The organism is Actinoplanes sp. NPDC051343 (genome assembly GCF_044455125.1).
Lineage (GTDB): Bacteria > Actinomycetota > Actinomycetes > Mycobacteriales > Micromonosporaceae > Actinoplanes.
The window spans coordinates 165,810-190,925 of the sequence record NZ_JBITEL010000011.1; the positions used below are offsets into that span (position 1 = coordinate 165,810).

Here is a 25,116-nt window from a genome sequence, read left to right on the forward strand (position 1 = left end):
CGAGCTGGAGCGGTGGGACTGGGCCGCGGGCAACTCGTGGTGCGGATGTCGCGGTGGTGGCTCAAGCGGCCGGCACGCTCACCGAGCCCGGCATCAGCCCGGCCGACTGCACATCGGGCGACAACCACCCGACACCCCCGTCTCGGCCGGCTACCTCGCTCTCGAGCTGGAGCTCACCACGCCGCGGGGCCTGAATCCGGGCGCTCAGCCGTTGCCGCCGCCTCCTGGAGACCATAGGTTCGAGTCATGTCGCCGCTGGTGGGTGGCTTTCGGCTGGAAGAGGCGGTCGCCGACGTGTTCGGGGACCTGCGGCTCGCCGCTGTCCTGAAACGGCTGCTCGGGCACACGCGGCGGCTGACCGGGTCGGTCGCTGGGAGCGTCTCGCTCGTCGACGCCGGGCACGGCAGCTATGTCAAAGTGGCCGAATACGGCGACTTCTGCCGGCTCGGTGACTCGTTTCCGCTCGACCAGGGGGCGACCGGGCAGGCGTACGGCGAGCGGCAGCCGGTGGTGATCGCGGACTACGGGCGGATGCGGACCAATCACCTCCACGGCCGGCATCCGGGGCGTAAAGGGCCGGCGGCGGCCGTGCCGATCTGGTGGCGCGGGGACGTCATTGCGGTCAACGTCGCGTTCACCGGGCAGGGCGGGCGGTTCTCGACGCAGGAGGTGGACGACCTCGAGGCGCTGACGCAGAGTGCCGCGGCCGCGATCATCGAGTCGCGGCGGCGGGAGGCGTCGCCGGCCGCGGAGGTTCGCCGGCGGTTCGGGGGTCAGCAGGTCGTCGTCACCGAGGTCGGCCTGGTGCGGCCGGTCTCCCCGGAACTCACCCGGGCCGTCGTCGGCCTGGTCGATGCGGCGGCCCGGCGACGGCCGCATCCGCGGCTGCGCGTGGCGGTCGTCTATCGGCCCGGTGGCCTGCGGGTGCTGGTCCAGGACGAGGGCGCCGGTGAGCCGGACCCGCTGGGCATGGGCGCGGCAAGCTGGGACGAGCTTCTGCGACGCGCCGCCGGGGGCGGCGTCACGGTTCAGGAGGTACGCGGGTGGGGCGTGCTCGTCCGCGCCGACCTTCCCTATGCACTGGGAGCGGACGTGATCACGCCCGATGGGAACCAGGAGGGCGACGAGAAAGGAGCGGGCCGGGGCACGCAGCGGGACGACCGGCCGGGCACGCGCTGGGAAGCGGGACACTCTGCTGAAACGGTCGGCTCCACGGCGTACGAAAAGAAAGCGGGACCCTTCACGCCTCGAGAAACCGAAGTCCTGGCTTTTCTGAGCCAAGGACTCACCGACCGCGAGATTGCCGCCCGGCTGGTTTTGTCGGCCAAGACCGTCGAAAAGCATGTCGGGGCGATCATGCGAAAGACCAGGACGACGAATCGGACCGCCGCGGTGATGACCGCGCTGCGCAACGACTGGTGAAGCCGGGGGATTTTCCCCATACCGGTGGGCGATCGGGATGGCTTCACTGGGGAGCATGCCTGTCGTCGCGATGAAGGAGATGCTCGACCGGGCGCTGGCTGAGCGTTACGGCGTGGCCGCCTTCAACATCATCAATGATCTGTCGATCGAGGCGGTGCTGGCGGCCGCCGTGCAGGAGCGCGCGCCGGTCATTCTGCAGACGTCGGTCAAGACCGTGCGGCAGTACGGCCGGCCGCGGCTTTTCGGCATCTTCGAGGCGTTGGTCGAAGACGTCGATGTGCCGGTCACCTTACATCTGGACCATTGCCCGGATCGGACGGTCATCTCCGACTGCCTGGCCGGAGGTTGGAACTCGGTCCTTTTCGACGCCCACGAACTCGACGTCGCCGAGAACCGGCGGCAGACCACCGAGGTCGTCGCCGAGGCGCGCCGGACGGGTGCGCACGTCGAAGGCGAGATCGAGGGCATTCAGGGCGTCGAGGACGACATCGGATCGGACGACGCGTCCACCGTTCAGAGCCTGGAAACCGCGGTCGAATTCATCACCACGACCGGCGTCGACTGTTTCGCGCCGGCGATCGGCAACGCGCACGGGCAATACAAGCAGGCCCCCATTCTGAACGCCCAGCGCGTCACCGACCTGGTCGAGGCGACCGGCATTCCGATGGCCCTGCACGGCGGCACCGGGCTGTCGGACGAACAGTTCACCGACCTGATCGCGCGCGGCTGCGCCAAGGTGAACATCTCGACCGCATTGAAGGAGACCTTCATGAAGTCGGGGCTGCAATTCCTGCGTTCGTCCGCCGAGAACGACAAGTGGGATCCGCCGTCGCTGTTCCGGCATCAGCGGGCCGCGGTCGCCGACATGGCGGCGCGGCACATCCGGCTCTTCGGCGGTTCGGGGCGGGCCTGGTGAGCGCCCTGATCTTCGACTGCGACGGGGTGCTGGCCGATACCGAACGGTATGGCCATCTCCCCGCTTTCAACGCGACCTTCGCCCAGTTCGGCCTGGGCGTGCAGTGGAGCGAACAGGAATACGGCGAGAAGCTGAAGATCGGCGGCGGTAAAGAGCGAATGGCCAGCCTGTTCGACGATCCGTCGTTCGCGGCCGCGCACACGAAGGACGAAATCGCCGCCTGGCATCGGACCAAATCCGCCATTTTCCAGAAGCTGGTCGCGGAGCTTCCGCTTCGACCGGGCATAGCCCGGATCATCGCCGAGGCACTCGAACAGGGATGGACTGTCGCGGTCGCATCGACCTCGGCCGAATCCTCCGTACGCGCGGTGCTCCAGCACGCCGTCGGCCCTTCCATCGCCGCCCGCGTCCCGGTTTTCGCCGGTGACATCGTGCCGGCCAAGAAGCCGGATCCCGCGATTTATCAGCTGACCGTCGACGAGCTCGGCCTGGACCGGACGGACACGCTGGTGATCGAGGATTCGCGGAACGGGCTGCTCGCCGCGACCCGGGCGGGACTGCGCTGCCTGGTCACGGTCAACGGTTACACGAAGGACGAGGACTTCACCGAGGCGATCCTCGTCGTGCCCGAGCTCGGCGACCCGGACCGGCCCCCGGTCTCGTTACTGGCCAATCGAGGTGCGGCGCGTCCGGGGGCCTATCTGACGCTGGACGACCTGCGCGCATGTTTGAGAGACGGAGACCGGCGATGACCGATCTGGAACGAACTGAATTCGTGGTGCGGACCATCGCCGAAACCGCGATCGCCAACGAGAAATACTTCGGCGATCTCGACTCGGTGGTCGGCGACGGCGACTTCGGCTATTCGCTGGCCCGGGGCTTCGAGAAACTGCTCGAGGGGTGGGACGGGCTCGATCGTACGGATGCCGGCACCTTCCTCAAACGCAGTGGCATGGTGATCGCCTCCCGGATCGGCGGCACGTCCGGTCCCCTGTGGGGGACGGCCTTTCTGCGGGCGGGCGGCGCGGCCGACTCGGGTGTGGTGGCAATGCTCCGGGCGGCGATCGAGGGCATCAAGGCGCGTGGGCAGTCCGACGTCGGCGACAAGACGCTGCTCGATGCTCTGGTGCCGTTCACCGACCGCCTTTCCGAGGAATTGGACGGCGGCACCGACGGCGCCGATGCGTTGCGGGCGGCCACGGCGGCGGCCCGGGAGGCGGCCGACGCGACGGCCGGCATGGTCGCGAAGCGGGGACGCGCGGCGTACACCGGCGAACGCAGCCGGGGTTCGGTCGACGCGGGCGCGACGGCGGTGGCGGTCATCGCCGAACGGATCAGCGAGACCTGGCAGAAGTAGGGAGCACTGGCGTGAAGAAGTTCGTCAACGATCCGAAACGGTACGTGCCCGAGATGCTCGAGGGGATCGCCCTCGCCAACCCGGACACCCTGCGATACGTCCCCGACTACAACCTGATCATGCGGGCCGGCGCGCCGTCCGCCGACAAGGTCTCCATCGTGCAGGGGTCGGGCTCCGGGCACGAACCGGCCCACGTGATGGCGGTCGGCAAGGGCATGCTCGACGCGGCCTGCCCGGGTGACGTGTTCGCCGCTCCCCCGATGGACTACGTGTACGAGACGGCCAAGCTGCTCAACTCGCCCAAGGGCGTGCTGCTGCTGGTCAACAACTACACGGGCGACCGCATGGCGTTCGACATGGGCAAGGAGATGGCCGAGGCCGACGGCATCCGCGCCGAGATCCTCACGATCAACGACGACGTGGCGGTGCAGGACTCCACGTACACGGTGGGCCGCCGCGGCGTGGCCGGCAACTTCTTCGTCATCAAGGCCGTCGGGGCCGCCTCCGAGCAGGGCGCCGACCTCGACGAACTGCTGCGCATCGGCAACAAGGTCAACGACGTCACCCGCACCCTGGGCGTCGCGCTGACCGCCTGCACTCCCCCGGCCAAGGGCTCACCCCTGTTCGAACTGGGCGCCGACGAGATCGAGTTCGGCGTCGGCATCCACGGCGAGCCCGGCCGCGAACGCCGCAAAATCAAGGAAGCCGACGCGATCGTCGACGACATGCTCGACGCGGTCGTCACCGACCTGCCCTACCAGAGCGGCGACCGGGTCGCCCTGATGATCAACGGCCTCGGGGGTACGCCGATCAGCGAGCTCTACATCGTCTACCGCCGCGCCCACCAGCGCCTGGCCGAACGCGGCATCACGGTCGGCCGCAGCTACGTCAACGAGTACTGCACGTCCCTCGACATGGCCGGCGCCTCCCTGACCCTGGTCCGCCTGGACGACGAGATCGACGGCCTGCTGGCCGCCCCGGCCGAGGGCGCCTTCCGCATCTTCTGACCACGGAGCGGCCTTCACTCTCGACAGCGGTGATGTTGGCTGTCGAGAGTGCCGGTGGCCGGTACGGGCACAGCGGTGGCGGCCGCAGGCTGCAACAACTCGTGCGCCGCGGGAAGCGCGACCCGGTCCGGCTACGCCGGCCACCTGACCGACCGGTTTCCGCAGCGCCGTTTCGCGTTCGACCAGTTCGGGGCCGTCGGCGATCCGCCCGCATCACGCAGGCGGGTGGGCGCCGCAGGCTCATCCGGACCGGCTGCCGGCGACCTGCCACCGTAAGGCCCAGTTCGGGCCGCTACGGATGTTCACGATGGCGAACTCGAACCATCGCAACCACACGGTCCTGGCCCGTAAGATTCAGAAATACCTGCGCTGGCGTAACGCCAACGCCCGCCAACACCGCAGGGCCCAACCCCCGCCTGACGACTCGCACCCGGCGGACGTTCATGGGCAGCGCGCTAGCTGTAGTGACCACGAGGGTTGTTGACGCGGCGGCGTGGCGACTTGAGAAGTGAGAAGACCTCCGGCGAGGTGGAAGTTGCGACGCTTTCACCAAGACCGGAGGTCCTCATGGCCCACCGTAATGCCCGTCTGACTCTGCACGGCCGACGCCTGCTGATCCAGCGTGTCGTCACCGACCACCGTCCGGTCGCCCACGTAGTCACCGAGCTGGGCTGCTCCCGCGCCACCGGCTACAAATGGCTGGCCCGATGGCGCGCCGAAGGCGACACCGGCCTGCACGAGCGACCCAGCACCGCCCACCGCCTCCCTCACCAAACCAGCCCTGAGCTCGAAGCACGCGTGTGCGCGCTGCGCACCGAACTCAAACGCGGCCCGCGCCGGTTAGCGTCACTGCTGGACATGCCGGCTTCCACCGTCCACGCCCTGCTGACCCGCCACGGCCTGCACCGCCTCACCTGGCTCGACCGGCCCACCGGCCAACTGATCCGCCGCTACGAACGCGACCGGCCCGGCGAACTGATCCACGTCGACGTCAAGAAGATCGGCCGGCTACGCGACGGCGGCGGCTGGCGTGTCCATGGCCGCGACACCCTCGAACACCGCCAAGCCCGATACCGCACCCGGACCGGCTACGCATACGTGCACGCCGCGATCGACGACCACACCCGGCTCGCCTACGCCGAAATCCACCCCGACGAGAAGACCGGTACCTGCGCCGGGTTCCTGCACCGCGCCGCAGAACACTTCGCCCGCCTGGGCATCCCCGCCATCGAACGCGTCATGACCGACAACGCCCTGGCCTACCGCCGAGGCCACGCCTGGCGCGACGCCCTGACCGAACTCGGCGCTCAAGCCCGGTTCACCCGCCGCTACCGGCCCCAAACCAACGGCAAAGCCGAACGCTTCAACCCGACCATGGCCGACGAACGAATCTACTCCCGGCCCTTCACCAACGGCCAGGACCGCGCCGACGCCCTCCCCGGCCGGCTCCACCAATACAACTACCACCGAACCCACACCGCGCTCGGAGACCAGCCACCCATCAACCGCGTCAACAACGATCCTGGTCGCTACAGCTAGCGCTGCGGCTGGACGGCGATCAGGTGGCCGGCGTAGCCGAGGAGCGCCACGATCAGCAGCGTCGCGGCGGCGGCGAGCAGGAAACGGCGGGCTCGGCGGACACGGGTGCCCGGGAGGACGGCCGCCACCACGGAGGCGGCCAGGCCGGCCAGGGCGACCGGGTAGAGGACGTGGGCGTTGTGCCGGGTCAGCGGGAGGACCGAGTTGGCGCTGTAGAGGGCGACGATCAGGGCGGGCAGGCCGAGGAGCAGGGCGCCCACGGTGGCGATCAGATTGAAGTTTTCCTGGGCGCGGGCGTCGCGGGTCACCGCGATGGTCGAGGCGGCGTTCAGGAGGCTGTGGGTCAGGGCGGCCTCCTGCCCGGCCAGCAGTTCGGTCTGGCGGCAGTGGCGGATCGCGGTGTCCAGGGAGACGAACCAGGAACGGCGGTGGCCACGGCGGTGCCGGCGGTCGATGACGGCGGTCGGGTCGGCCAGGTGGCGGTGGGCGTGAAACGCGGCCGGGTCGGTGCGCCACGACCACAGGCCTTCGCGGGCGGCCTCGCGGGCCTCGTCGCCGACCCGGCCGAACATCGCCGAGAGTTCGACGATGCCGGCCAGGATCGGCTCCAGCTCCTGGCGGCGGCGCCCGCGCAGCGTGTCACCGAGCAGGCGCTCCAGCTCGTAGCGGAAGCTGCGCAGCTCGGCGACCGAGTTGCGGGAGAGCTCGGCCAGCTGCCGGGCCTGACGAGTGGCGTCCTCCTCGCCGTCACCGGCGGACGGGCGCATCCTCGCCTCGACGGCCGCCGTGATCAGCGGGGTCAGCGCGGCGTGTTCCTCGATCGGCGCCCAGGCGTTGCCGTCCGGGCCGTCGCCCTGCCACAACGACCGTACGACCACGACGACCTCGGCCGGCCGCCCGGGCCGGCCGAGGATGCAGGCCTGGCCGACGGCGACCAGGCGGGCACCGGAATCGGGCAACACGAGCAGGAGGGGAACCGCGCGGAAACCGGCGCCCGGCGACAGCGGGAGGTATTCGGCCGGCGGAATCGCGCCGGCCTCGGCAGGAGAGTGGACAATGACCGGCACGAATGGACTTTAGGCCAGCAGAGGCAGGAGCGCGTCCAGCGTCATGGCGGGGCGGTCGAGGGTGAGACCGTGGTAGCCGAGGGCTCGGGCGGCGGCCACCAGGTCCGGGTCGTCGTCGATGAACAGGCAGTCGTGGGGTTCGAGGGCGATCAGGCGGGCGCCCTCCGCGTACATGCGGGGGTCGGGTTTGCGGCAGCCCAGAACCTCGGAGATGGCGTAGCCGGCGAAGTAGTGGCCGAGGCCCAGCTCGTCGAAGGTGGCGGCCATCCCCGCCCAGGTGTCGGACACCACCGACATGCGGATGCCCCGCGCGGAAAGCTCGTCGAGCACCGGCAGGACGTCGGGGTAGAGCTCGACGAACGGACCCGCGGCCGGGGTGTCCAGCTCGTGCAGCAGATCGGGGGACGGATCGTCGATGCCCATCGCGGCCAGCATCACCCGGTGATAAGCGTCCCGGGAAGCCGTACGCGGAGACGAGTCGAGGAAGTGCTGCCCGGCCGCGATCACTTCCGGGGACACCGACCGGGACGGGTGGTGGCGGGCGACGATGCCCTCGAAGTCGCGGCGGGGGTTCCAGCGGCCGCCGACCGGCCGGATCAGCACGCCGCCGGCGTCGAACAGGACGCCCCGCATCAGGCCGGGGTCAGGGTGTCGTAATCGACGGGCGGGCCGTCCGAGGACCAGCGGGCGCCGGTGACGATGCCGTTCCGGGTGCGGGCGCCCGGGGGCAGGCCGTCGTAGGGTTCGACCAGCAGCGCGTCGAGGATCTGCCGGGCACCGGCCAGCGACCCGCGCAGGCTGGTCGAGCGGAGCTCGCGGTTGAGGAGGCGGGCGGCGTCGCGGACGCGCGGGTCGGCGCTCGACTCGCCCGCGTCCAGGGCCGTTTCGATGCGGGGCCACAGGCGCCAGCTTTCCTGGTCGAGCAGCAGGCGGGCGGCGCGGTCGAGCGCGGCGCACGCGATGTCGACGGCTGACTCCTCCCCCAGCTCGGCGGCCCACGCCAGCTCGTCGGGCCCGGGAAGGAGCGCGGGCGTTTCGTGACCCGCCACCGCGTACAGCATCGCCAGTGCCGTCTCCCGGCCGTCACCGAGATAGAAGTTGCCGGCGGCGGTGCGCAGCGGCGGGAACCGCCGCGTGAGGTGCGCGGCGCGGCCGAGCGTGAGGTCACCCGCCTGCCGCGCGTCGCTCACCCGGCAGAGGTACGACCGGTGTTCGCGCGCAGCGAACATCCACGCCCGGTGTTCGTCGTCGCCGACCGGGAAACGTCTCGTGGCCGGGCCGCTGAGCAGGCGCGCGGCGACCGAATAGGGCACGCCCAGCTCGGTGGCCAGGGCCCGGACGGCGCGGCGCCGGGCCCGGTCAGGTACGGATCGGCGGCTGCGAGTAGCGGTCATCGTGGTCCTCCCTCACGTCATCGTAGGACGAACTGTTGTAGCTTGAGGGGGCAGCAGCGCCTGCACGAGCGTTGCGGGATCCCCCACGCGGGTCCCGCGTTCACGCCAAGAGGCTCCGACTCAGCGCATGCGTTTTCTCCTGTCCGCTTGCGTTCGCCGGCGGGGTGCGTGGGGCTTCGCCGCGAGGGACGTGAGTGTCATGTTCGAGCGGTTCACCGACCGGGCGCGCCGGGTTGTGGTCCTGGCCCAGGAAGAAGCCCGCCGGCTCGGCCACAACTGCATCGGCACCGAGCATCTGCTGCTCGGGCTGCTCAGCGAGGGTGAGGGCGTCGCGGCCAAGGCGCTGCAGGGGCTGGGCGTCTCCGTTCAGGGTGTGCGCGGGCAGATCGACCGGGGTTCCGAGGAGCCGGGCGGGCACATCCCGTTCACCCCGCGGGCCAAGAAGGTGCTGGAGCTGTCGCTGCGCGAGGCGCTGCAGCTGGGGCACAACTACATCGGCACCGAGCACATCCTGCTCGGGCTGGTGCGGGAGGGCGACGGGGTCGCGGCCCGCATCCTGGGCGCCGACCTCGGCCAGGTGCGCCGGCAGGTGACCGAACTGCTGGCCGAGCCCGCGCCGAGGCCGGTCCAGGCGCCCGGGCTGTCGCCGGTGCTCGATCAGTACGGCCACGATCTGACCGCCGACGCCCGCACCGGAAAGCTCGACCCGGTGATCAACCGGGAGCCGGAGATCGAGCAGGTGATGCGGACTCTTTCCCGCCGGATGAAGAACAACCCGATCCTGATCGGCGAGCCCGGCGTCGGCAAGACGGCCGTGGTCGAGGGCCTGGCCCACGCGATCGTGGCCGGCACCGTGCCGGAGACGTTGCGGGACAAGCACATCTTCAGCCTCGACATGGCGTCGATGGTCGCCGGGGCCCGCTACCGGGGCGACTTCGAGGAGCGTCTCAAGAAGGTGCTCAAGGAGATCGGCAGTCGCGGCGACATCATCCTGTTCATCGACGAGATCCACACGCTGGTCGGGGCCGGGGCGGCCGAGGGCGCGATCGACGCCGCGTCGATCCTCAAGCCGATGCTGGCCCGCGGCGAGCTGCAGACGATCGGCGCGACCACTCTGGACGAGTACAAGAAGATCTTCGAGAAGGACAAGGCCCTCGACCGCCGCTTCCACCCGGTCCAGGTCGGCGAGCCGTCGCTCGCCCACACGATCGAGATCCTGAAGGGCCTCCGGGACCTCTTCGAGGCCCACCACCGGGTGACGATCACCGACCGGGCGCTGGTCGCCGCCGCGACGCTGGCCGATCGGTACGTCGCGGACCGGTTCCTGCCCGACAAGGCGATCGACCTGATCGACGAGGCCGGCGCGCGGGTGTGCCTCCGCCGGTTGAGCGCGTCACCCGACGAGCGGATCGCCGTGCTGCGCCGGGAAAAGGAGGCGGCGATCGACGCGCAGGACTTCGAGCGGGCCGCCCAGCTACGGGACCAGGAGAAACAGTTGCCCGCCCGGGTGGCAGAGGTCCTCTTCGAGGAGGTCGACGAGGAGCAGATCGCGGCGGTGCTGGCCAGCTGGACCGGCATCCCGGTCTACAAGCTGACCGAGGAGGAGACCGCCCGCCTGCTGCACATGGAGGAGGAACTGCACAAGCGGGTGGTGGGCCAGGAGGACGCCGTGGCGTCGGTGTCGAGGGCGATCCGCCGTACGCGGGCCGGCATCAAGGATCCGAAGCGGCCGTCGGGGTCGTTCGTCTTCGCCGGCACCTCGGGCATCGGGAAGAGCGAGCTCGCGAAGACGCTGGCCTCGTTCCTGTTCGGATCCGAGGACGCGCTGATCCAGCTCGACATGTCGGAGTTCCACGACCACGCGACGGTGTCGCGCCTGGTCGGTGCCCCGCCCGGCTACGTGGGCCACGACGAGGGCGGGCAACTGACCGAGAAGGTACGCCGCAAGCCCTTCTCGGTGGTGCTGTTCGACGAGATCGAGAAGGCCCACCCGGACGTCTTCAACACCCTGCTGCAGATTCTCGAGGACGGCCGCCTGACCGACGGCCAGGGCCGGATCGTCGACTTCAAGAACACCGTGATCATCCTGACCACGAACCTGGGCACCGGCGGCGCGGCCTCGGTGGGCTTCGAGACGGCCGCGGTCTCCGGGCCCGACCCCGCACGCATCAACGAGGCGTTGAAGAAGCACTTCCGCCCGGAGTTCCTCAACCGCATCGACGACACGATCGTCTTCCACCAGCTGCGGCCGAACGAGATCCTCGAGATCGTCGACATCTTCACCGCCCGCATCGAGTCCCAGCTCAAGAACAAGGACATGGGCCTCGAGCTGACTGCGAACGCCAAGGACTACCTGGCGAGGAAGGGGTTCGACCCGGTGCTGGGGGCGCGGCCGCTGCGCCGCACCATCCAGCGCGAACTCGAGGACACCCTGTCCGAGCAGATCCTCTTCAACGAGCTGCGCCCCGGCCAGACCGTGGTCGTCGACTCCGACGGCGACCGGCTGACCTTCCGCAGCGCCGACCTGACGCCAGCCTGACTCAGCCGACGTCCGGCCCCGCATATTGAACACCCCTGAACAACTCATAGGTGGCGTCGGGCGCCGGGATCTGATCCCCGGCGGCCGGCGGCTCCGGTCGCGTCGTGCTGCCGTAATCGGTGTAGGCAGCCCGGTAGGTTGCCGCGGCGAACCTCCCGCCGGCCGGAACCTGGACGGCGAGCGACGACAATCGTCCCTGCCCGTCGAGCGCCGCGGTGAACGGGACCTCCCGGGCCCCGCCACCCAGCGCGGCGAAGTGGTCCCGCCGGAGGAAGGTGAAGCCGGTCATCGAGGTCATGTCGGTCGTGCCGGAGATCTGGCCCGGCCCGGTCGTCCGAAGGTCGATGACGCCTGTCATCTCGTCATCGCCGCCCGAGAGGGCGAAGTGGAAGGGCACCGACGACCGTTGCGGAATCGACGCGAGCAGGGTCGCCTGAGACGGTTTCACGCTGGTCGGCAAGGCGGCCGGCGCGGCGTGGCACCCGGCCAGGGTGAGGAGCAGAAGCGCGGCCGCCGCGGGCTAAGAACGAAGATGCATCGTTGGGGCGCCTTTCGATCACTGGAGGGATCAAGATATTGAGGCGGACCTCTGCCCCCGGTGATCGCGGCCACACCCGGGCCTTTCCCCGCAACGCGGGTTTATCCCGGCGCCGCGCCCTAGCTTGGTCGCATGTCTGATGTGACGGTCGTGCTGGTGCACGGCGCCTTCGCCGAGTCGGCCAGCTGGTCCGGCGTCATCCCGCTTCTGCAAGCGGCCGGCCACCGGGTGGTCGCCGCCCCCAACGAGTTGCGGAGCCTCCCCGGCGACGCCGCCTCGGTGTCCGCTGTGGTCGCCTCGATCGACGGCCCGGTCGTGCTGGCCGGCCACTCGTACGGCGGGTCGGTCATCACCAACGCCGCCCGCGGCCACGACAACGTGCGTGCGCTGGTCTACATCGCCGCGTTCGCCCCGGCCGACGGCGAGAGCGTCGGCGACGTGCAGGGCGAAGGCTCGGGCAGCACGCTCGGCGAGACCCTCGCGCCGGTGCCGCTGGCCGACGGGACCAGCGACCTCTACATCCGGCCCGACCGGTTCCGCGAACAGTTCGCGGCCGACCTCCCCGAGGAGCAGGCCGCGCTGATGGCCGCGACCCAGCGACCCGCGCGCGACGTCGTGCTCACCGACAAGTCGGGGACGCCGGCCTGGCAGACCCTGCCGTCGTGGTTCCTGCTCGCCGGCGCGGACCGGAACATCCCGGTCGAGGTGCAGCGCTTCATGGCCGAACGGGCCGGCGCCCAACAGATCGTCGAGGTCGAGGGTGCCTCGCACGCGATCCCGGTCGCTCATCCCGACCGGGTCGCCGACCTGATCCGGGCCGCGATCACCGCGGAACTGTCGTAGGGGGCCATTACAAGTCCGGGCCCATGACGACGACATGGGGGGCCGTCTTCGGTGACGGCTGGAACGGTTCTCTGATCAACCCATTGACTCGGGCCGAAGCGGCGGCCCGGGAGTCCTCCACCTGGCACCGCGTCGACGGGCGCCGCCGGCACTCGGCCGAGCCGAAAGGAGACGCCGGCGACTCCACGTCCGGATCCGAACCGGCGTCGGCGCCGCGCTTCTCCCTGCCCGCGTTCGGCCAGTGGTCGGCGCTGCTGGAGCGCGCCGGCACCGGCTGGATCGAGCTGACCGACGCCGGCGCCCACGACCTCCCGACCGCCCGGAGCGACGAGTCGCCGTGGCGCACACCGCGCCCGCTCGCGTCGGGTGGGGTGGCCGGCTCGCAGCGGACGATCAGCGGACGGTGAGCCGCAGGACCCGGGCACCGGCCTGCCAGGCCCGGCGCAGGTCGGCCGGGTCCGGGTCACCGTGCTCGTCCGAGCCGATCCGGTTGAAGCGGGCGAAGCTGCGGTTGTCGCGCGCGATGACGGCGTAGTCGGCCACCACCGCCTCCTCGTCGGTGTGGACACTGACGTCCGCGGTGCGCAGCCGGCCCAGGTAGCGGACCTGCACCGGCTCCCCCGTCCGCAGGTTGCGGGCCCAGCGGAACGGCGTCCCGACCAGCAGCACGCCCTCGTGACGGGTGTAGGCGACCGGAACGGCGTACCGCTTGCCGGACCGGCGGCCGACCGCGTAGATCGTGACCAGGCGCCGGCCGATGCCGCGGGAGACCACCGGCGTCCGCAGGAGCCCGTTGACGAGGAGGTTGGCCGCACCCTGCAGAAGCATCGTCTGCGGCCGCCCGCTCGATTCGGCGGCGTTGTCCATGCGGTGACTGTCCACCGGTCGGGCGGCCACCGCAAGAACCGCCCGGCAACTCAGCGGCCCGAGCCGGTGAGGGCCCGGGCCGCCGCGGGGGAAATGCCTACGCGTTCGGGTCGAAGGGTATGCCGGCCGGCTTGGAGACGCCGAGCAGGTACTCGAACGAGCCGTCCTTGATTTTGATGGTGGCGGCGCCGAAGTCGGCGTTCATCAGCCGGTCGCGCAGGCCGGTGCTCGGCCAGCCGTCCCAGCCGACCAGCGGCGGATAGAACCAGTAGTGGTAGTAGTTCTCCGGCGGTTCGTCGCTGGTGTTGGCGAGCCGGAAGTAGTGGGTCGACAGGCCGTCCTTGTGGTAGACGACCTTCGGGTGGCTGCCGTCGAAACGGACCTGCGACCGGGGGTACGTGACCTGGCTGCTGTGCTGGGTCGTGGTCACGTACTCGACCTGGTTGGTCGCCTGGTCGACCCAGGAGATCACGTGCTCCCAGTCGTGCTTGTGGCCACCCAGACCGCTGCCGGCCACGGCCTGGTCCTTCTCGAAGTACGAGGCGTAGACGATCGCGCACCAGCCGTTGTTGCACTTCGAGCGGGCGTACGTCTGCGAGTCGTCCAGATCGGACTGGTCGTGGCAGTGGCCGTTGACCGCGCCCGACGGGTTGAGCCCGGGCGCGATCGTGCCGTCCGCGCCGATCGCCGACGTGGCGTAACAGCCGTCGGTGTCGTAGTCGTAGGCGGGCGAGAACGACTGCTCGTAGCCGCCCGCGTTCTGCGGCAACCGGCCCGGCGGATCGGCGAACGCCGGGGTCGCCGGCAGGACGATCAGGGCCGCGGCCAGCGCCACCCCGATCGCCAAGCGCCGCTTTCTCACGGAAGGGTCCACTTCTGGTTGGCCCCGGCGGTGCAGTCCCAGATCTGCAACTTCGTGCCGTCGGCCGACGACGGGCCGGTCGCGTCCAGGCACTTGCCGAGCGAGCGCAGCGTGCCGTCGGAGGCCGCCGCCCACTGCTGGGCGGTGGTGCCGTTGCAGTCGTAGATCTGCACCTTGGTGCCGTTGGCCGGGTTGGCCGCGTTGACGTCCAGGCACTTGCCCAGCGAACGGACCGTACCGTCGGTGCCGGCCGTCCACGACTGCGCGGTGGTGCCGTTGCAGGTGTAGAGCTGGACCGCGGTGCCGTTGGCCGGGTTGGCACCCGCGACGTCCACGCACTTGCCGCCGTAGCCGACGATCTGGCCGGTGTGCGGGGCGCCACCGCCGGTGCCGCTGGTCGCGCCGGCCCACAGGTACGTGCCGACCGTCTTGGCCGGGAGGGTGGCCGAGAACTGCTGGCTTCCCACGCGTACCGAAATCGGCTGCGACGCAGCCGTCTGGTTGACGACCACCGTGACCAGGGTCCCGTCCGGGTTCTGGAAGGCGACGTTGGTGGTGCTGCCCGACGAGCCGTTGTTGGACGACACCCGCTTGGCACCCGGCTGAACGAACTTCGAGAACTGGGCGATCATGTTGTAGTCCGGCAGGGCCCAGAACGTGTCGGGGTTCGAGGTGCTCTGCACGAGCATCGTCGGGTCGGGCACGCCCGGCCATTTGGTCGGCGAGTGGTTCTGGTCGAGCATCGACACCCAGCCCTCGTAGAGGGTGGCCGAGTTGCGGAAGTACTGGACGAGGCGGTCGGCGCCGGCCGTGCCCCAGACCGAACGCTCGGTCATCAGCACGTCCTTGTCCGGGTACGTCGCCTTGACCTGGGCCATTGCGGACGGGTCGCCGCTGTAGTCGTGGAACGCGATGCCGTCGACCGACGAGTAGGCGTCACTGTGGCTCGTGCCGGTGCCCAGCACTCCCTGCGCGTAGGAGACGCCGTCGCTGAAGTTGTGGTCGAACGCCCAGATCTTGGTCGATCCGAGGGCGTTGTTGTTCAATTCCGTCTTCAACGCGACGGCCAGCTGGCGCTCCTGGTCGGCGCTCACCAGGGTGCTCGGGTACGCCCCGGAGAACTTGGGCTCGTTCTGCAGCGTCATGCCGTAGATCGGGATGCCCTGGGCCTGGTACGCCTGGACAGCCTTGCGGTAGTACGTGGCGAGGGTCGGTATCGCGCTGGTCAGCAGGTTGCCGCCGATCAGGCTGTTGTTGTCCTTCATCCAGCCGGGCGGGCTCCACGCGCTCGCGAAGAACTTGACGTTCGGGTTGATCGCGCGCGCCTGCTTGAGGACGTCGATGATGTGGTAGTTGATGTCCTGCTGGATGGAGAACCGGCTCAGCGACGGGTCGGAGGCGCCGTCGTCGTAGGAGTAGAAGGCGTGCGACGTGAAGTCGGCGGTGCCGAAGGTGATCCGGATGACGTTGAAGCCGGCCCCGTTGACCGGGTCGACCAGCTTGCGCAGCGCCTGGTCCCGCGCGGTGGCGCTCATCCGGGACAGGTTGTAGATCGTGGACTCCTCGAGCGAGGACCCGACCCCGAGCATGCTCTGATACTGCGTGTTGGTGTCGACCGTGATGCTCGGCGTGCCGGACGCGGCGGTCGTGGCGATGTCGGCCTGGCGCGACAGCTGGTAGGGCGTGCCGGCAAGCCCGGTGGCGGGGTTGCTGTACCAGTTGGCGTTCTTCGGCTCGTAGCCCGAGGTGCGGGACTCGGAACTGAGATAGACCTGCACCGACGTGGCGGGCGCCGCATCGGCCGCGGGAGCGGCGGACAACGCGGCGAAGGCGCCTAAGGCGGTGGCGGTCAGGACGGCGGTTCGGCGCATCGACCCGGCCCTCTCGGAGAGTAAGTTCAAGGCTCGATATAACTGTCCCGAAATCTTGGCGTGCCGAGCGAAGATCGTCAATGGCCATCCGTAAAGATGGTGAACAGATTCCGCTCAGCGGCCCGGTCGTTGATGTGGGCGGCGCGGTGTTTGCGCAGGCCGGGGTGCATCGCCGTCCGCGCGGAGGGCCACCGGATGGGGCGGCGGGACGTCGAGGCGGCCGCGAGAGGACGCCGGCCCAATCGCACGGTCGGCCCGCACGACGGTGTCGGCACCGCCGCGTTCTCCGACGCGGCCTGTCTGCGGTCCGGCGGATCACCTGCTTCCCACCTGCCAAATTGCAATTTTGCGAGGTAGCAATCTGGCCCAGATCCTTTATCGAGGGACGCCTATTCCGGCCGGTTAGCCTTACTATCCACGACTGCAAAAACGCACGCTACAACGGAGTCCTGATCGAGCGGCCCGTCCGGGCGGCAATGCATTCGATCGATATTCCCTGGCCACCGGCGTCGCCATGCACGCCGGATGATCAGCAACCTGAAATACCTGTCCGCCGGGCCCATCGATCGCGCTCACTGCCGGTCCACGGCGGACACTCGGCGGGACATCTACACCAAAGGGACCCGCGGCCCTAAACCAGATCCCTTGCCGCAGCCATGAGGGTGTCACGCGTGATGACCACGATCGACTCGTACGGAGCAACGCCGGCGTCCGGCGGCAGATGGTCCCGCATCTCCCTGGTGCGGTCGGTGCCGACGACGGCGAAGTTTCCGTCCCTCAATTCAAAGATGTCCGGGCAGGTGCAGCTGGACGCTGAACCACGAGCAGCGGGCGTAAGGCCGATCCTGCGGACAACAGGGCTCGCAGGAAGAGGACCTTTAGATTTCCGGGCGTTACTCACGATCACACTTCTAACGGAAAGAACGACGGCAGCCCAGATCTGGCCGATCTCTCGGGTGGATGAGAAGCAGACACGCCATGCGCCCGAGGCTGCAACCTGGAGGATGCGATGGCACTCAGCGGTTCGTCCACGACCCGGCCTGCCACCACCGCGCAAGTGGTGTTCCGAGCGACCGTCGCCGTCGTAGTACTGACGGCGGCCGTCGTCGTCGTAGGCGTGGGCCTCGCAGCGGTTTTGAGCGCTCGTGGCGACACTGCGACCTGGACTCGTTGGAGCGACGTCGGGCAGGCCTTCGGCGTAGTGAATTCCGTCGTTTCGGCGTTGGCGGTGGCGGCCGTGTTGACCACCTGGGTGTTCCAGCGGCAGGAGATGCGCGCACAGTGGACCGAGCTGGCCGAGCAGGGGCGCGTTCTTCGCGACACTCAGGCAGCTTTGCGCCGCAGCGCCGACGTCGATGTCCGAAAGATGCATGTGTCGCTCATTCAGATGGCGCTCGATCGGCCCGATCTCGCCGAGGTGTGGCCAGCCTTCGGCGCCCCCGACCCAGCGACGACAGCCCAGCACATGTACGCGAATCTCATGCTCCAACACGCTTGGCTTCTGTACACGGCCGGGGTTTCCAACGAGGAGGAGCTACTCAAACTCCTTCGCCATTTGTTCACAAGTTCGAAGGTCCGAGCGTACTGGCGGGACACCGCCGACGCGCGCATGAGCCTATACACCGATGGGACCGAGGAGTTCAGCCTCGCCATGGCCGCCGACCGAATCTGGGCCGAGTATCAATAAGCCTGGGTTGTCTCGAACAACTGGGAGCGCTCCCAACGTTTCATTGAAACCCCTCGATAGAAGCGGTAGGGTGGCGTCGATCAAACCCGTCCAGCCAGGGAGTCTGCTATGCGCCGCGCCTTGTTCGGGATTGTTGCCGCAGGGCTGTTGCTGGGGGCGGCAGCCTGCGGGAGCACCGGCGGCCCCACGCCCCGCGCGGGGACGGCCGCGGTCACGCTGGCGCCTGAGCAGCTGGCGACCAAGGCCTCCTGCGAAGCGATCGGTGACGTCTACACCAGGAACATGGGCGCCTTCGCCTCCTCGCTCAGCAAGGTGCCCGCCAGTGGCGACACCGCGCGCAAGGAAGCACAGCAGAAGCTCACGGCGTTCGGGTCGGCCGTTCTCGGCGCCACCAAGGGCAGCACCGACGCGGAGATGCGGGCCGACGGGAAGCGGGCGGCCGGGCAGTTGCAGGCCGCCGCGAAGAACACCGGGTTCTTTGCGAAGATCAAGACGACGGACGACGTGAGCGCCGTGCTCGGTCCGACCATGAAGGAGTGGCTGGCGCCGGTCACGCACCACTGCTCATAACATCGGTGGTTTGCGCCGCTACCAGTCGCTCCGACCGCCGAGCCGGCGGCCAAGAGGGCGTAAACATAGGATGTATCCGTTGACATCGACGAAACACTTCTCCTATTTTGCGAAGACTGCCGTCTCCGTTCGATAGATGGGTGTCAGTCGTGTCCCTCGAACCGTCCCGTCGGGACTTCCTTCGCATGACCGGCGCGGCCGGCGCCGGGCTGGCCGTCAGCAACGCGCGCCCCGTGGCCACCGCCGCCGGCCATGAACAGCAGGCGGACGTCCTCTGGTACAAGACGCCGGCCGCCGAGGCCCGGATCATCCAGGAGGGACTTCCGGTCGGCAACGGCCGCCTGGGCGGTCTGACCGGCGGCGATCCGGCCGCCGACTTCCTGTACGTCACGGACGGCTCGTTCTGGACCGGCGACCGCAACGACACTTTGCAGGACGACGGCCAGTTCCCGTACGAGGGCACGCACTTCGGCAGCTACGGCCTGCTCGCCAAGGTGGGCATCAAGATCCCCGCCCACGCCGAGGTGACCGGCTATCGGCGCCAGGTCGACCTGAGCACCGGCGTGGTCAGCGCGTCCTACCAGGTCGGCAAGGTGGAGTTCCGCCGCGAGGTCTACGCCAGCCACCCCGACGACATCGTGGTGCTGCGGCTGACGCAGTCCGGTGGCGGAAGCTACAGCGGTTCGGTCACGCTCGAAGGGACGCACGGCGAGGGCACGCACGGGGAGACGACGAACGGCGCCGACCTGACCGGCACGCTCAGCAACGGCCGGAAGTACGCCGCGACCGTCGCGCTCAAAGGCACCGGCGGCCGCGTCGACGGGCTCAGCTTCAGCGGCTGCCGCGAGCTGCTGATCATCGTGAGCGCGGGCACCGACTACCACGCCCGGGGAACCGATCCGCTTGCCACCGCGAAGAAGAACGCCGCGACGACGAAGAGCGCCGACCACCTGAGAAAAGACCACGTCGCCGACTACCAGCGCCTGTACCACCGCATGTCGATCCACCTGGGGCAGTCGAGTTCCCTGCAGCGCGGCCTCGACTCGTGGTCGCGGCTGGCCGTGCGCTACACCGACACGAGCACCCCGGACCCGGAGCTGGAGGCCGCGTACATCCAGTTCGGCCGGTACCTGACGATCACCGGGTCGCGGGACACGCTGCCGATGAACCTGCAGGGCAAGTGGGTGCACAACAATTCGCCGGACTGGTTCAGCGACTACCACACCGACATCAACCTCGAGATGAACTACTGGCCGACCGGGCCGGGCAACCTCGACGAGTGCGCGGAGGCGCTGGCCGACTACTGCGTCGCCCAGCTGCCGTCGTGGACCGACGTGACCGGGCGGCTGTTCAACGACTCGCGCAACCGGTTCCGCAACAGCAGCGGCAAGATTGCCGGTTGGGCGGTCGCCTTCTCGACCAACATCGACGGCGGCAGCGGCTGGTGGTGGCACCCGGCCGGCAACGCCTGGCTGTCGGCCACGCTCTGGCGGCACTACGAGTACACGCTCGACCGGGCGTACCTGCAGAAGATCTACCCGGTGCTGAAGGGTGCGGCCGAGTTCTGGCAGTCCCGGCTGATCCCGATGACCGTGGACGGCCGGGACGTGCTGGTCGACGACAACGACTGGTCACCCGAGCACGGGCCGCAGGACGCGAAGGGCATCACGTACGCCCAGGAGCTGGCGTGGGAGCTGTTCCGCGAGATCGGCGTCGCGTCGGCGACGCTCGGCGTCGACGCTTCCTTCGCGGCCGATGTCAAGAAGCTCCAGGAGAAGCTGTACCTGCCGAAGGTCAGCCCGGCCAGCGGCTGGCTCGAGGAGTGGATGAGCCCGGACAACCTCGGCGAGGTCACCCACCGGCACCTGTCGCCGCTGATCGGCTTCTTCCCGGGCGACCGGATCGCGGCCGACACCAGCCCGTCCGCACTGCTCGCAGGGGTGCGCGCGCTGCTGACCGCCCGCGGTGACGACAGTTTCGGGTGGGCGTGCGCGTGGCGGTCGCTGTGCTGGAGCCGGCTGAAGGACGCGGACCGGGCGTACAAGCTGTTCCTCACCGTGCTGCGGCCGTCGATCAGCAACGGCAACGGGACGTCGGCCAACTTCTTCGACATGTACAGCCAGGGCAGCTACACGATCTTCCAGATCGACGCGAACCTGGGCGGTACGACCGCGGGGCTGGAGATGGTGCTCTACTCGCGGCCGGGCGTCATCGAACTGCTGCCGGCGCTGCCGGCGGCATGGGCGGCCGAGGGCAGGGTGACCGGCATCGGTGCCCGCGGCGGCTTCAAGGTCGACGTGGCCTGGAAGGACGGCAAGGTCACCAGCGCGACCGTCCACAGCGTCGGCGGCACCAGCACCGTCCTGAGGGCCGGTGCGTGGAGCCGCACGATCACGCTGAAGCCGGGTGAGGCGGTGACCGTACGCCCCTAGAGATCGCCGAAGAGGGCCGCCTGGACGACGCGCTGGGCGGCCATCGCATCCTGCCGTTCCTGCGCCTCGGCCAGCGCCGTCTCGTCGAGCCGGTCGAGGGCACGGTAGATCCGCTTCAGGATTTCGATCGACGTGCGGGCGGCGTCGACGCTGTCCTCGCGGAACGGGAACTGGTCGAGTTGCCACACGCCGTCCCAGTTGTTCTTGCGCAGCACGTGAAAGAACTCGAAGATCTCGGTCAGGTGCACGGTGCCCACGACCAGGTCGTCGTCCCAGCCGCGCAGGTTGTCGTTGACGTCCATGCCGTACAGCCGGCCGTGATCGATGATCAGCTGGGCCGCGTCGGCGGGCGATTCGCCGCCGTAGAGGCTGTGCCCGAAGTCGAGCAGGATGCCGACGTTGTCGAGCCCGATCTCCTGGATGCCGAGCAGCGACCGCGCGGCCGAGTCCCAGGTCATCTTCACCCGGGGCTCGCGCGGCTTGTACTCGATCGCGAACTTCAGATCCGGGTGCGCCCCGGCCAGCTCGCGCATGCCGTCCACCGCCAGCTTCCACAGCGTGCGATGGTCGACCTGGAACGGGTAGTCCCACCCGTCCTGCCCGGGCCAGATCTTCACGTACTGGGCGCCGAGCTCGCGAACGATCCCGGCCGCCTCGTGCATCAGGTCGAGCGCGGCCTTGCGGGCCGACGGGTCCGGGTTGGTGAACGCGCCCCGGCTGAACTTGCGCAGGTAGATCTCGGGCGTGATCCCGATCGCCGTCAACCCCTGCGCCGCCAGCGCGTCCTTGACCTCGCTCAGGCCCACCCCGGGCGTGAACGGGTAGTTGAGGTCCACCACCGACAGGTCCTCGACCTGCCCGGCCAGCTCGATCGCCTCCAGGGTGGTGCGGGCGGGACCGTAGCCGTCGGTCGCGTACCGGTCGACGTAGGTGGCGAAGTGCCAGAGGCCGGCGCCGAAGCGCGGGTACTCGGTCATCACATCTCCTTCTTCTGCAGCGTGCGGTGGACGGCGTCCCGCCAGGCGGCTCGTCGGGAGGCCGCATCGGACGAGGGGCCGGGCCGGAAGTCGTCGTAGTCGACGGCGGTGGGCGGTCCGGCGTCCGGCCAGAGGCCGGCCGCCCGGCCGGCCAGGTGGGCGGCGCCGAGGGCGGAAAGGTTCCCGGTGCGGGCCCGCTTGACGGGTACGCCGAGCAGGTCGGCCTGGATCTGCATGAGGTGGTCGTTGGCGGCCGCTCCGCCGTCCGCCAGCAGGCACCCGCCGCTGCCCATCGCCTCGACGACGTCCGCGACCTGATGGGCGATCGACTCGACGGCGGCCCGGGCGAGATGCGGGGCGCGGGTGCCGAGCGTGAGCCCGGTGATCGTCCCGGTGGCGGTGTCGTCCCACCAGGGGGCGGCCAGGCCGCCGAACGCCGGGACCAGGTGAACTCCGTCGCTGCCCGCCTCGACGGCCAGGGCGGCGATCCGGTCCGGGTCGGTGCCCAGCAGGTCGGCCACCCAGGCGACGGTCGAGCCGCTGGAGCGGATGTTGCCTTCGGCGGCGTGCCGCACGGCCGGGTCCGCCCAGGCGATCGTGCGGCAGACCCGCGGGTCGAGGGGTTCGCCGCCGGTCAGCCGCATCACCGACGAGCCGGTGCCGTAGGTGACCTTCACGCCGCCGGCGGCGCGCGGGCCGTGCGCGAGGAGCGCGGCGTGTGAGTCGCCGAGGACGGCGGTGACCGGCCGGCCGGCGAGGACCCCGCCGGCCGGGCCGATCCGGCCGAGGTCGCCCGCGGACGGAATCAGCTCGGGCAGCGCACCGGCCGGTACGCCGAACAGGTCGAGCAGTTCGGCGCTCCAGGTTCCCGTGGCCACGTCGAGCAGCTGCGTGCGGGACGCGTTGCCCAGCTCGATGCGGTGGGCGCCGGTGAGCGCGTGAAGCAGCCACGCGTCGACGGTGCCGGCCACCGCGTCCGGCGTACGGTCGAGCAGCCACCGCACCTTGGCCGCGCTGAACATCGGGTCGAGCGGCAGTCCACTGATCTGAAGGATCCGGTCGGCGTACCCCTTCTCGCGCAGCCCGTCGCAGACGGTGTGTGCCCGCCGGTCCTGCCAGCCCAGCACCGGGCCGGCCGGCGCGCCGGTGCGGCGGTCCCACACCACGGCCGACTCCCGCTGGGTGCTCAACCCGACCGCGACGACCGCGGCCGGGTCGAGGCCGTCGAGACAGCCGGCGGCGGCGCGCCGGACGCTCGCCAGGATCTCGCCGGCGTCCTGCTCGACCCAGCCCGGCCGCGGGTAGCGGATCGGGACCGGCGCGCCGGCCGACCGCACGACCGCACCCGACGACGAGACCAGCAGACATTTGGTCGCGCTGGTGCCCTGGTCGACCGCGAGGACGTACCGGTCAGGCATGGGCGCGGGCCAGCGAGACGGCCGCGGCGCGGATGTCGGTCGCGGTGAGGCCGAAGTGCTCCAGGAGGAAGGCCGTGCTGCCGGTGGGGGCGAACTCGCGCGGCACGCCGAGCATGCGCATCGGCACGAGAGAGTCCGAGGAGACCACGACCGAGGCGACCGCCGCGCCGAGGCCGCCGGTCAACGTCGCCTCCTCCGCGGTGACGATCGCTCCCGTCTCCCGGGCCGCCGCGAGGATCGCCGCATGGTCGAGGGGCGCGATCGTCGACATGTTCAGCACCCGCACGGACACCCCTTCCGCCGCGGCCTCGTCGGCCGCCTGGAGCGCACGCGAGACCATCGTCCCGGTGGCCACCACGGTCACGTCACTCCCGGAGCGCAGCAGCCCGGCCCGGCCGAAGGTGAACGAGTCGGTCACCTCGGGCACCTTGAACCGGCCCACCCGCAGGAAGACCGGGGTGGCGGCCCCCGCGGCCCAGCGTACGGCCGCGCGGGTCTCGGCGGGGTCGGCCGGCACCACGATCCCGAGCCCGGCGATGGCCCGCAGCCAGGACAGATCCTCGATCGAGTGGTGGGTCGGGCCGAGTTCGCCGTACGCCATGCCGGGGCTCATCCCGCACAGGACGACCGGGGCGTGGCTGTAGGCGACGTCCGCCTTGATCTGCTCGAGGGCCCGCCCGGTCAGAAACGGTGCCGCCCCGCAGACGAACGGGATGTACCCGCTGAGCGCCAGCCCCGCCCCGACGCCGACCATGTCCTGCTCGGCGATCCCGACGTTGATCATCCGGTCCGGGAACTCGGCGGCGAAGGCGACCAGGTTGCTCGACCCGACCGAGTCGTTGCAGACGGCCACGATCCGCTCGTCGGCGCGGGCGAGCGCGGTGAGTTCCTCGGCGAAGGCGACCCGGCAGTCGAAGACATCGGTCATCGAGCCAGCTCCGCGCTGCCCAGGACGATCTGCTCCGCCGTCGGCACCTTGTGATGCCACTCGACCCGGTTCTCCATGAAGGAGATCCCCTTCCCCTTGATCGTGTCCGCGATGACGCAGGTCGGCCGGTCGCCACGCGGCGCCGTGAAGGCATCGAGCAGGGCCAGATGATCGTGGCCGTCGAGGCTGACGACGTCCCAGCCGAACGCCCGCCACTTGGCGTCGAGCGGGTCCAGGGACACCGTGTCCTCGGTGCGGGCGCCCTGCTGCAGACGGTTCCGGTCGACGACCGCGGTCAGGTTGGACAGGCGGCGGTGCCCGGCGGTCATCGCCGCCTCCCAGTTGCTGCCCTCCTGCAGTTCTCCGTCGCCCAGTACGACGTACACCTGGCGCGCCGAGCCCGCGAGGCGCGCCCCGACCGCCATGCCGACACCGACCGGAAGCCCGTGGCCGAGAGGTCCGGTGTTGGTCTCGACCCCGGGAACCTTGGTGCGGTTGGGATGCCCGTTGAGCTCCGAGAGCGTCCCGGCGAAGGTGTCCAGCGACGAGGTGCCGAAGAAGCCCGCCGCGGCCAGGGTCGTGTACAACGCCCCGGCGGTATGCCCCTTGCTGAGGATCAGCCGATCGCGGTCGGGCCAGTCCGGCCTCGCCGGGTCGACCCGCAGCACCGCGAAGAACAGCGTGGTGAGGATGTCCAGGACGGACATGTCCCCGCCCACGTGGCCGAGACCGGCCCGGCCGATCATCGCCAGGTCGGTGCTGCGGGACCGGTTGGCCCGGGTCCGCAGCATCTCGCGGCGGCGGTCAGGCGAAGCGCCGGCGAACTCCTGGCGGAACTGCTGCCAGGCCGCTACGGCCTCGGGGTCGGGGACCAGCATGTGC

At 69.9% G+C, this 25,116-nt stretch carries 24 protein-coding genes and 1 pseudogene; 13 read left to right on the forward strand and 12 right to left on the reverse strand.

What is annotated here, in order from left to right:
• The first annotated feature begins 246 nt into the window (after positions 1-246).
• The 7 genes and pseudogenes from ACIA5C_RS32930 (at position 247) to ACIA5C_RS32960 (ending at position 6,241) form a co-directional block, all read left to right on the forward strand.
• On the forward strand, positions 247-1,422 hold the full coding sequence (locus ACIA5C_RS32930) for a LuxR C-terminal-related transcriptional regulator (protein WP_396061952.1): 1,176 nt from the start codon (positions 247-249) through the stop codon (positions 1,420-1,422).
• 55 nt (positions 1,423-1,477) lie between these two features.
• Positions 1,478-2,338 carry a class II fructose-bisphosphate aldolase gene (locus ACIA5C_RS32935; RefSeq protein WP_396061954.1) on the forward strand — a complete coding sequence of 287 codons (861 nt, stop codon included), beginning with the start codon at positions 1,478-1,480 and terminating at the stop codon, positions 2,336-2,338.
• Positions 2,335-3,090 carry an HAD-IA family hydrolase gene (locus ACIA5C_RS32940; protein ID WP_396061956.1) on the forward strand — a complete coding sequence of 252 codons (756 nt, stop codon included), beginning with the start codon at positions 2,335-2,337 and terminating at the stop codon, positions 3,088-3,090. The genes ACIA5C_RS32935 and ACIA5C_RS32940 overlap by 4 nt, the downstream gene beginning before the upstream one ends.
• Positions 3,087-3,695, forward strand: coding sequence for a dihydroxyacetone kinase subunit DhaL (gene dhaL, locus ACIA5C_RS32945; protein ID WP_396061958.1), 609 nt, complete (start codon positions 3,087-3,089; stop codon positions 3,693-3,695). The genes ACIA5C_RS32940 and dhaL overlap by 4 nt, the downstream gene beginning before the upstream one ends.
• 11 nt (positions 3,696-3,706) lie before the next feature.
• On the forward strand, positions 3,707-4,702 hold the full coding sequence (gene dhaK, locus ACIA5C_RS32950) for a dihydroxyacetone kinase subunit DhaK (RefSeq protein ID WP_396061960.1): 996 nt from the start codon (positions 3,707-3,709) through the stop codon (positions 4,700-4,702).
• Between the two features lie 144 nt (positions 4,703-4,846).
• Positions 4,847-5,093 (forward strand): annotated as a pseudogene (locus ACIA5C_RS32955) (hypothetical protein); the annotation flags it as partial.
• Positions 5,094-5,269: 176 nt separating this feature from the next.
• On the forward strand, positions 5,270-6,241 hold the full coding sequence (locus ACIA5C_RS32960) for an IS481 family transposase (protein ID WP_396061962.1): 972 nt from the start codon (positions 5,270-5,272) through the stop codon (positions 6,239-6,241).
• Here ACIA5C_RS32960 and ACIA5C_RS32965 read toward each other — a convergent pair.
• From ACIA5C_RS32965 to ACIA5C_RS32975, 3 genes are read right to left on the reverse strand one after another with little or no spacing between them, the layout of a single operon-like run.
• The gene (locus ACIA5C_RS32965) at positions 6,238-7,308 is read right to left on the reverse strand and encodes a hypothetical protein (RefSeq protein ID WP_396061964.1); all 1,071 of its coding nucleotides are present in this window, start codon (positions 7,306-7,308) and stop codon (positions 6,238-6,240) included. The genes ACIA5C_RS32960 and ACIA5C_RS32965 overlap by 4 nt on opposite strands.
• 9 nt (positions 7,309-7,317) lie before the next feature.
• Positions 7,318-7,941, reverse strand: a complete 624-nt coding sequence (locus ACIA5C_RS32970; protein WP_396061966.1) for an HAD family hydrolase — start codon at positions 7,939-7,941, stop codon at positions 7,318-7,320.
• Positions 7,941-8,702: a hypothetical protein gene (locus ACIA5C_RS32975; RefSeq protein ID WP_396061968.1), complete on the reverse strand. Its 762-nt coding sequence runs from the start codon at positions 8,700-8,702 to the stop codon at positions 7,941-7,943. The genes ACIA5C_RS32970 and ACIA5C_RS32975 overlap by 1 nt, the downstream gene beginning before the upstream one ends.
• A gap of 199 nt (positions 8,703-8,901) precedes the next feature.
• On the opposite strand from ACIA5C_RS32975, the gene ACIA5C_RS32980 reads away from it, so the two are divergent.
• The gene (locus ACIA5C_RS32980; RefSeq protein WP_396061970.1) at positions 8,902-11,241 is read left to right on the forward strand and encodes an ATP-dependent Clp protease ATP-binding subunit; all 2,340 of its coding nucleotides are present in this window, start codon (positions 8,902-8,904) and stop codon (positions 11,239-11,241) included.
• Between the two features lies 1 nt (position 11,242).
• Here the strand turns inward: ACIA5C_RS32980 and ACIA5C_RS32985 are convergent, their stop codons facing one another.
• Positions 11,243-11,689: a hypothetical protein gene (locus tag ACIA5C_RS32985; protein WP_396061972.1), complete on the reverse strand. Its 447-nt coding sequence runs from the start codon at positions 11,687-11,689 to the stop codon at positions 11,243-11,245.
• Positions 11,690-11,911: 222 nt separating this feature from the next.
• On the opposite strand from ACIA5C_RS32985, the gene ACIA5C_RS32990 reads away from it, so the two are divergent.
• Positions 11,912-12,622, forward strand: coding sequence for an alpha/beta fold hydrolase (locus tag ACIA5C_RS32990; RefSeq protein WP_396061974.1), 711 nt, complete (start codon positions 11,912-11,914; stop codon positions 12,620-12,622).
• Positions 12,623-12,645: 23 nt separating this feature from the next.
• A complete protein-coding gene (locus tag ACIA5C_RS32995) occupies positions 12,646-13,029 on the forward strand; it encodes a hypothetical protein (RefSeq protein ID WP_396061976.1) in 384 nt (127 codons plus the stop codon).
• On the opposite strand, the gene ACIA5C_RS33000 is transcribed toward ACIA5C_RS32995, so the two are convergent.
• From ACIA5C_RS33000 to ACIA5C_RS33015, 4 genes are all read right to left on the reverse strand, one after another.
• Positions 13,016-13,489 (reverse strand): hypothetical protein, encoded by a 474-nt coding sequence (locus tag ACIA5C_RS33000; protein WP_396061978.1) that lies wholly within the window; start codon positions 13,487-13,489, stop codon positions 13,016-13,018. The genes ACIA5C_RS32995 and ACIA5C_RS33000 overlap by 14 nt on opposite strands.
• 97 nt (positions 13,490-13,586) lie before the next feature.
• The gene (locus tag ACIA5C_RS33005; protein ID WP_396061980.1) at positions 13,587-14,351 is read right to left on the reverse strand and encodes an NPP1 family protein; all 765 of its coding nucleotides are present in this window, start codon (positions 14,349-14,351) and stop codon (positions 13,587-13,589) included.
• Positions 14,348-16,222, reverse strand: coding sequence for a ricin-type beta-trefoil lectin domain protein (locus ACIA5C_RS33010; RefSeq protein ID WP_396061982.1), 1,875 nt, complete (start codon positions 16,220-16,222; stop codon positions 14,348-14,350). The genes ACIA5C_RS33005 and ACIA5C_RS33010 overlap by 4 nt, the downstream gene beginning before the upstream one ends.
• A gap of 631 nt (positions 16,223-16,853) precedes the next feature.
• On the reverse strand, positions 16,854-17,003 hold the full coding sequence (locus ACIA5C_RS33015; protein WP_396061984.1) for a hypothetical protein: 150 nt from the start codon (positions 17,001-17,003) through the stop codon (positions 16,854-16,856).
• 228 nt (positions 17,004-17,231) lie between these two features.
• Here ACIA5C_RS33015 and ACIA5C_RS33020 point away from each other — a divergent pair, with 228 nt between their 5' ends.
• The 3 genes from ACIA5C_RS33020 to ACIA5C_RS33030 all read left to right on the forward strand — a co-directional run bounded on the left by ACIA5C_RS33020 (position 17,232) and on the right by ACIA5C_RS33030 (position 20,911).
• Entirely contained in the window at positions 17,232-17,909 is a 678-nt protein-coding gene (locus tag ACIA5C_RS33020) for a DUF6082 family protein (protein WP_396061986.1), read from the forward strand.
• A gap of 108 nt (positions 17,910-18,017) precedes the next feature.
• Positions 18,018-18,479 (forward strand): hypothetical protein, encoded by a 462-nt coding sequence (locus ACIA5C_RS33025; protein ID WP_396061988.1) that lies wholly within the window; start codon positions 18,018-18,020, stop codon positions 18,477-18,479.
• Between the two features lie 149 nt (positions 18,480-18,628).
• A complete protein-coding gene (locus ACIA5C_RS33030; RefSeq protein WP_396061990.1) occupies positions 18,629-20,911 on the forward strand; it encodes a glycosyl hydrolase family 95 catalytic domain-containing protein in 2,283 nt (760 codons plus the stop codon).
• Here the strand turns inward: ACIA5C_RS33030 and ACIA5C_RS33035 are convergent.
• The 4 genes from ACIA5C_RS33035 to ACIA5C_RS33050 are packed head-to-tail and all read right to left on the reverse strand — an operon-like array spanning position 20,908 to position 25,112.
• Complete coding sequence (locus tag ACIA5C_RS33035; protein WP_396061992.1) at positions 20,908-21,888, reverse strand: sugar phosphate isomerase/epimerase family protein; 981 nt, start codon at positions 21,886-21,888, stop codon at positions 20,908-20,910. The two genes, ACIA5C_RS33030 and ACIA5C_RS33035, sit on opposite strands and share 4 nt — an antisense overlap.
• Positions 21,888-23,306: a glycerol kinase gene (locus ACIA5C_RS33040; RefSeq protein WP_396061994.1), complete on the reverse strand. Its 1,419-nt coding sequence runs from the start codon at positions 23,304-23,306 to the stop codon at positions 21,888-21,890. The genes ACIA5C_RS33035 and ACIA5C_RS33040 overlap by 1 nt, the downstream gene beginning before the upstream one ends.
• Positions 23,299-24,234 carry a transketolase family protein gene (locus tag ACIA5C_RS33045; RefSeq protein WP_396061996.1) on the reverse strand — a complete coding sequence of 312 codons (936 nt, stop codon included), beginning with the start codon at positions 24,232-24,234 and terminating at the stop codon, positions 23,299-23,301. The genes ACIA5C_RS33040 and ACIA5C_RS33045 overlap by 8 nt, the downstream gene beginning before the upstream one ends.
• The gene (locus tag ACIA5C_RS33050; protein WP_396061998.1) at positions 24,231-25,112 is read right to left on the reverse strand and encodes a transketolase; all 882 of its coding nucleotides are present in this window, start codon (positions 25,110-25,112) and stop codon (positions 24,231-24,233) included. The genes ACIA5C_RS33045 and ACIA5C_RS33050 overlap by 4 nt, the downstream gene beginning before the upstream one ends.
• Positions 25,113-25,116 lie beyond the last annotated feature (4 nt).

Bases quoted from the DNA above. Each gene is read 5' to 3' on its own strand.
- ACIA5C_RS32930 (WP_396061952.1), top strand. From the start codon at position 247: ATGTCGCCGCTGGTGGGTGGCTTTCGGCTGGAAGAGGCGGTCGCCGAC.
- ACIA5C_RS32935 (WP_396061954.1), top strand. From the start codon at position 1,478: ATGCCTGTCGTCGCGATGAAGGAGATGCTCGACCGGGCGCTGGCTGAG.
- dhaL (WP_396061958.1), top strand. From the start codon at position 3,087: ATGACCGATCTGGAACGAACTGAATTCGTGGTGCGGACCATCGCCGAA.
- ACIA5C_RS32960 (WP_396061962.1), top strand. From the start codon at position 5,270: ATGGCCCACCGTAATGCCCGTCTGACTCTGCACGGCCGACGCCTGCTG.
- ACIA5C_RS32970 (WP_396061966.1), bottom strand. From the start codon at position 7,941: ATGCGGGGCGTCCTGTTCGACGCCGGCGGCGTGCTGATCCGGCCGGTC.
- ACIA5C_RS32975 (WP_396061968.1), bottom strand. From the start codon at position 8,702: ATGACCGCTACTCGCAGCCGCCGATCCGTACCTGACCGGGCCCGGCGC.
- ACIA5C_RS32980 (WP_396061970.1), top strand. From the start codon at position 8,902: ATGTTCGAGCGGTTCACCGACCGGGCGCGCCGGGTTGTGGTCCTGGCC.
- ACIA5C_RS32990 (WP_396061974.1), top strand. From the start codon at position 11,912: ATGTCTGATGTGACGGTCGTGCTGGTGCACGGCGCCTTCGCCGAGTCG.
- ACIA5C_RS32995 (WP_396061976.1), top strand. From the start codon at position 12,646: ATGACGACGACATGGGGGGCCGTCTTCGGTGACGGCTGGAACGGTTCT.
- ACIA5C_RS33000 (WP_396061978.1), bottom strand. From the start codon at position 13,489: ATGGACAACGCCGCCGAATCGAGCGGGCGGCCGCAGACGATGCTTCTG.
- ACIA5C_RS33010 (WP_396061982.1), bottom strand. From the start codon at position 16,222: ATGCGCCGAACCGCCGTCCTGACCGCCACCGCCTTAGGCGCCTTCGCC.
- ACIA5C_RS33020 (WP_396061986.1), top strand. From the start codon at position 17,232: ATGGCACTCAGCGGTTCGTCCACGACCCGGCCTGCCACCACCGCGCAA.
- ACIA5C_RS33025 (WP_396061988.1), top strand. From the start codon at position 18,018: ATGCGCCGCGCCTTGTTCGGGATTGTTGCCGCAGGGCTGTTGCTGGGG.
- ACIA5C_RS33035 (WP_396061992.1), bottom strand. From the start codon at position 21,888: ATGACCGAGTACCCGCGCTTCGGCGCCGGCCTCTGGCACTTCGCCACC.
- ACIA5C_RS33040 (WP_396061994.1), bottom strand. From the start codon at position 23,306: ATGCCTGACCGGTACGTCCTCGCGGTCGACCAGGGCACCAGCGCGACC.
- ACIA5C_RS33045 (WP_396061996.1), bottom strand. From the start codon at position 24,234: ATGACCGATGTCTTCGACTGCCGGGTCGCCTTCGCCGAGGAACTCACC.
- ACIA5C_RS33050 (WP_396061998.1), bottom strand. From the start codon at position 25,112: ATGCTGGTCCCCGACCCCGAGGCCGTAGCGGCCTGGCAGCAGTTCCGC.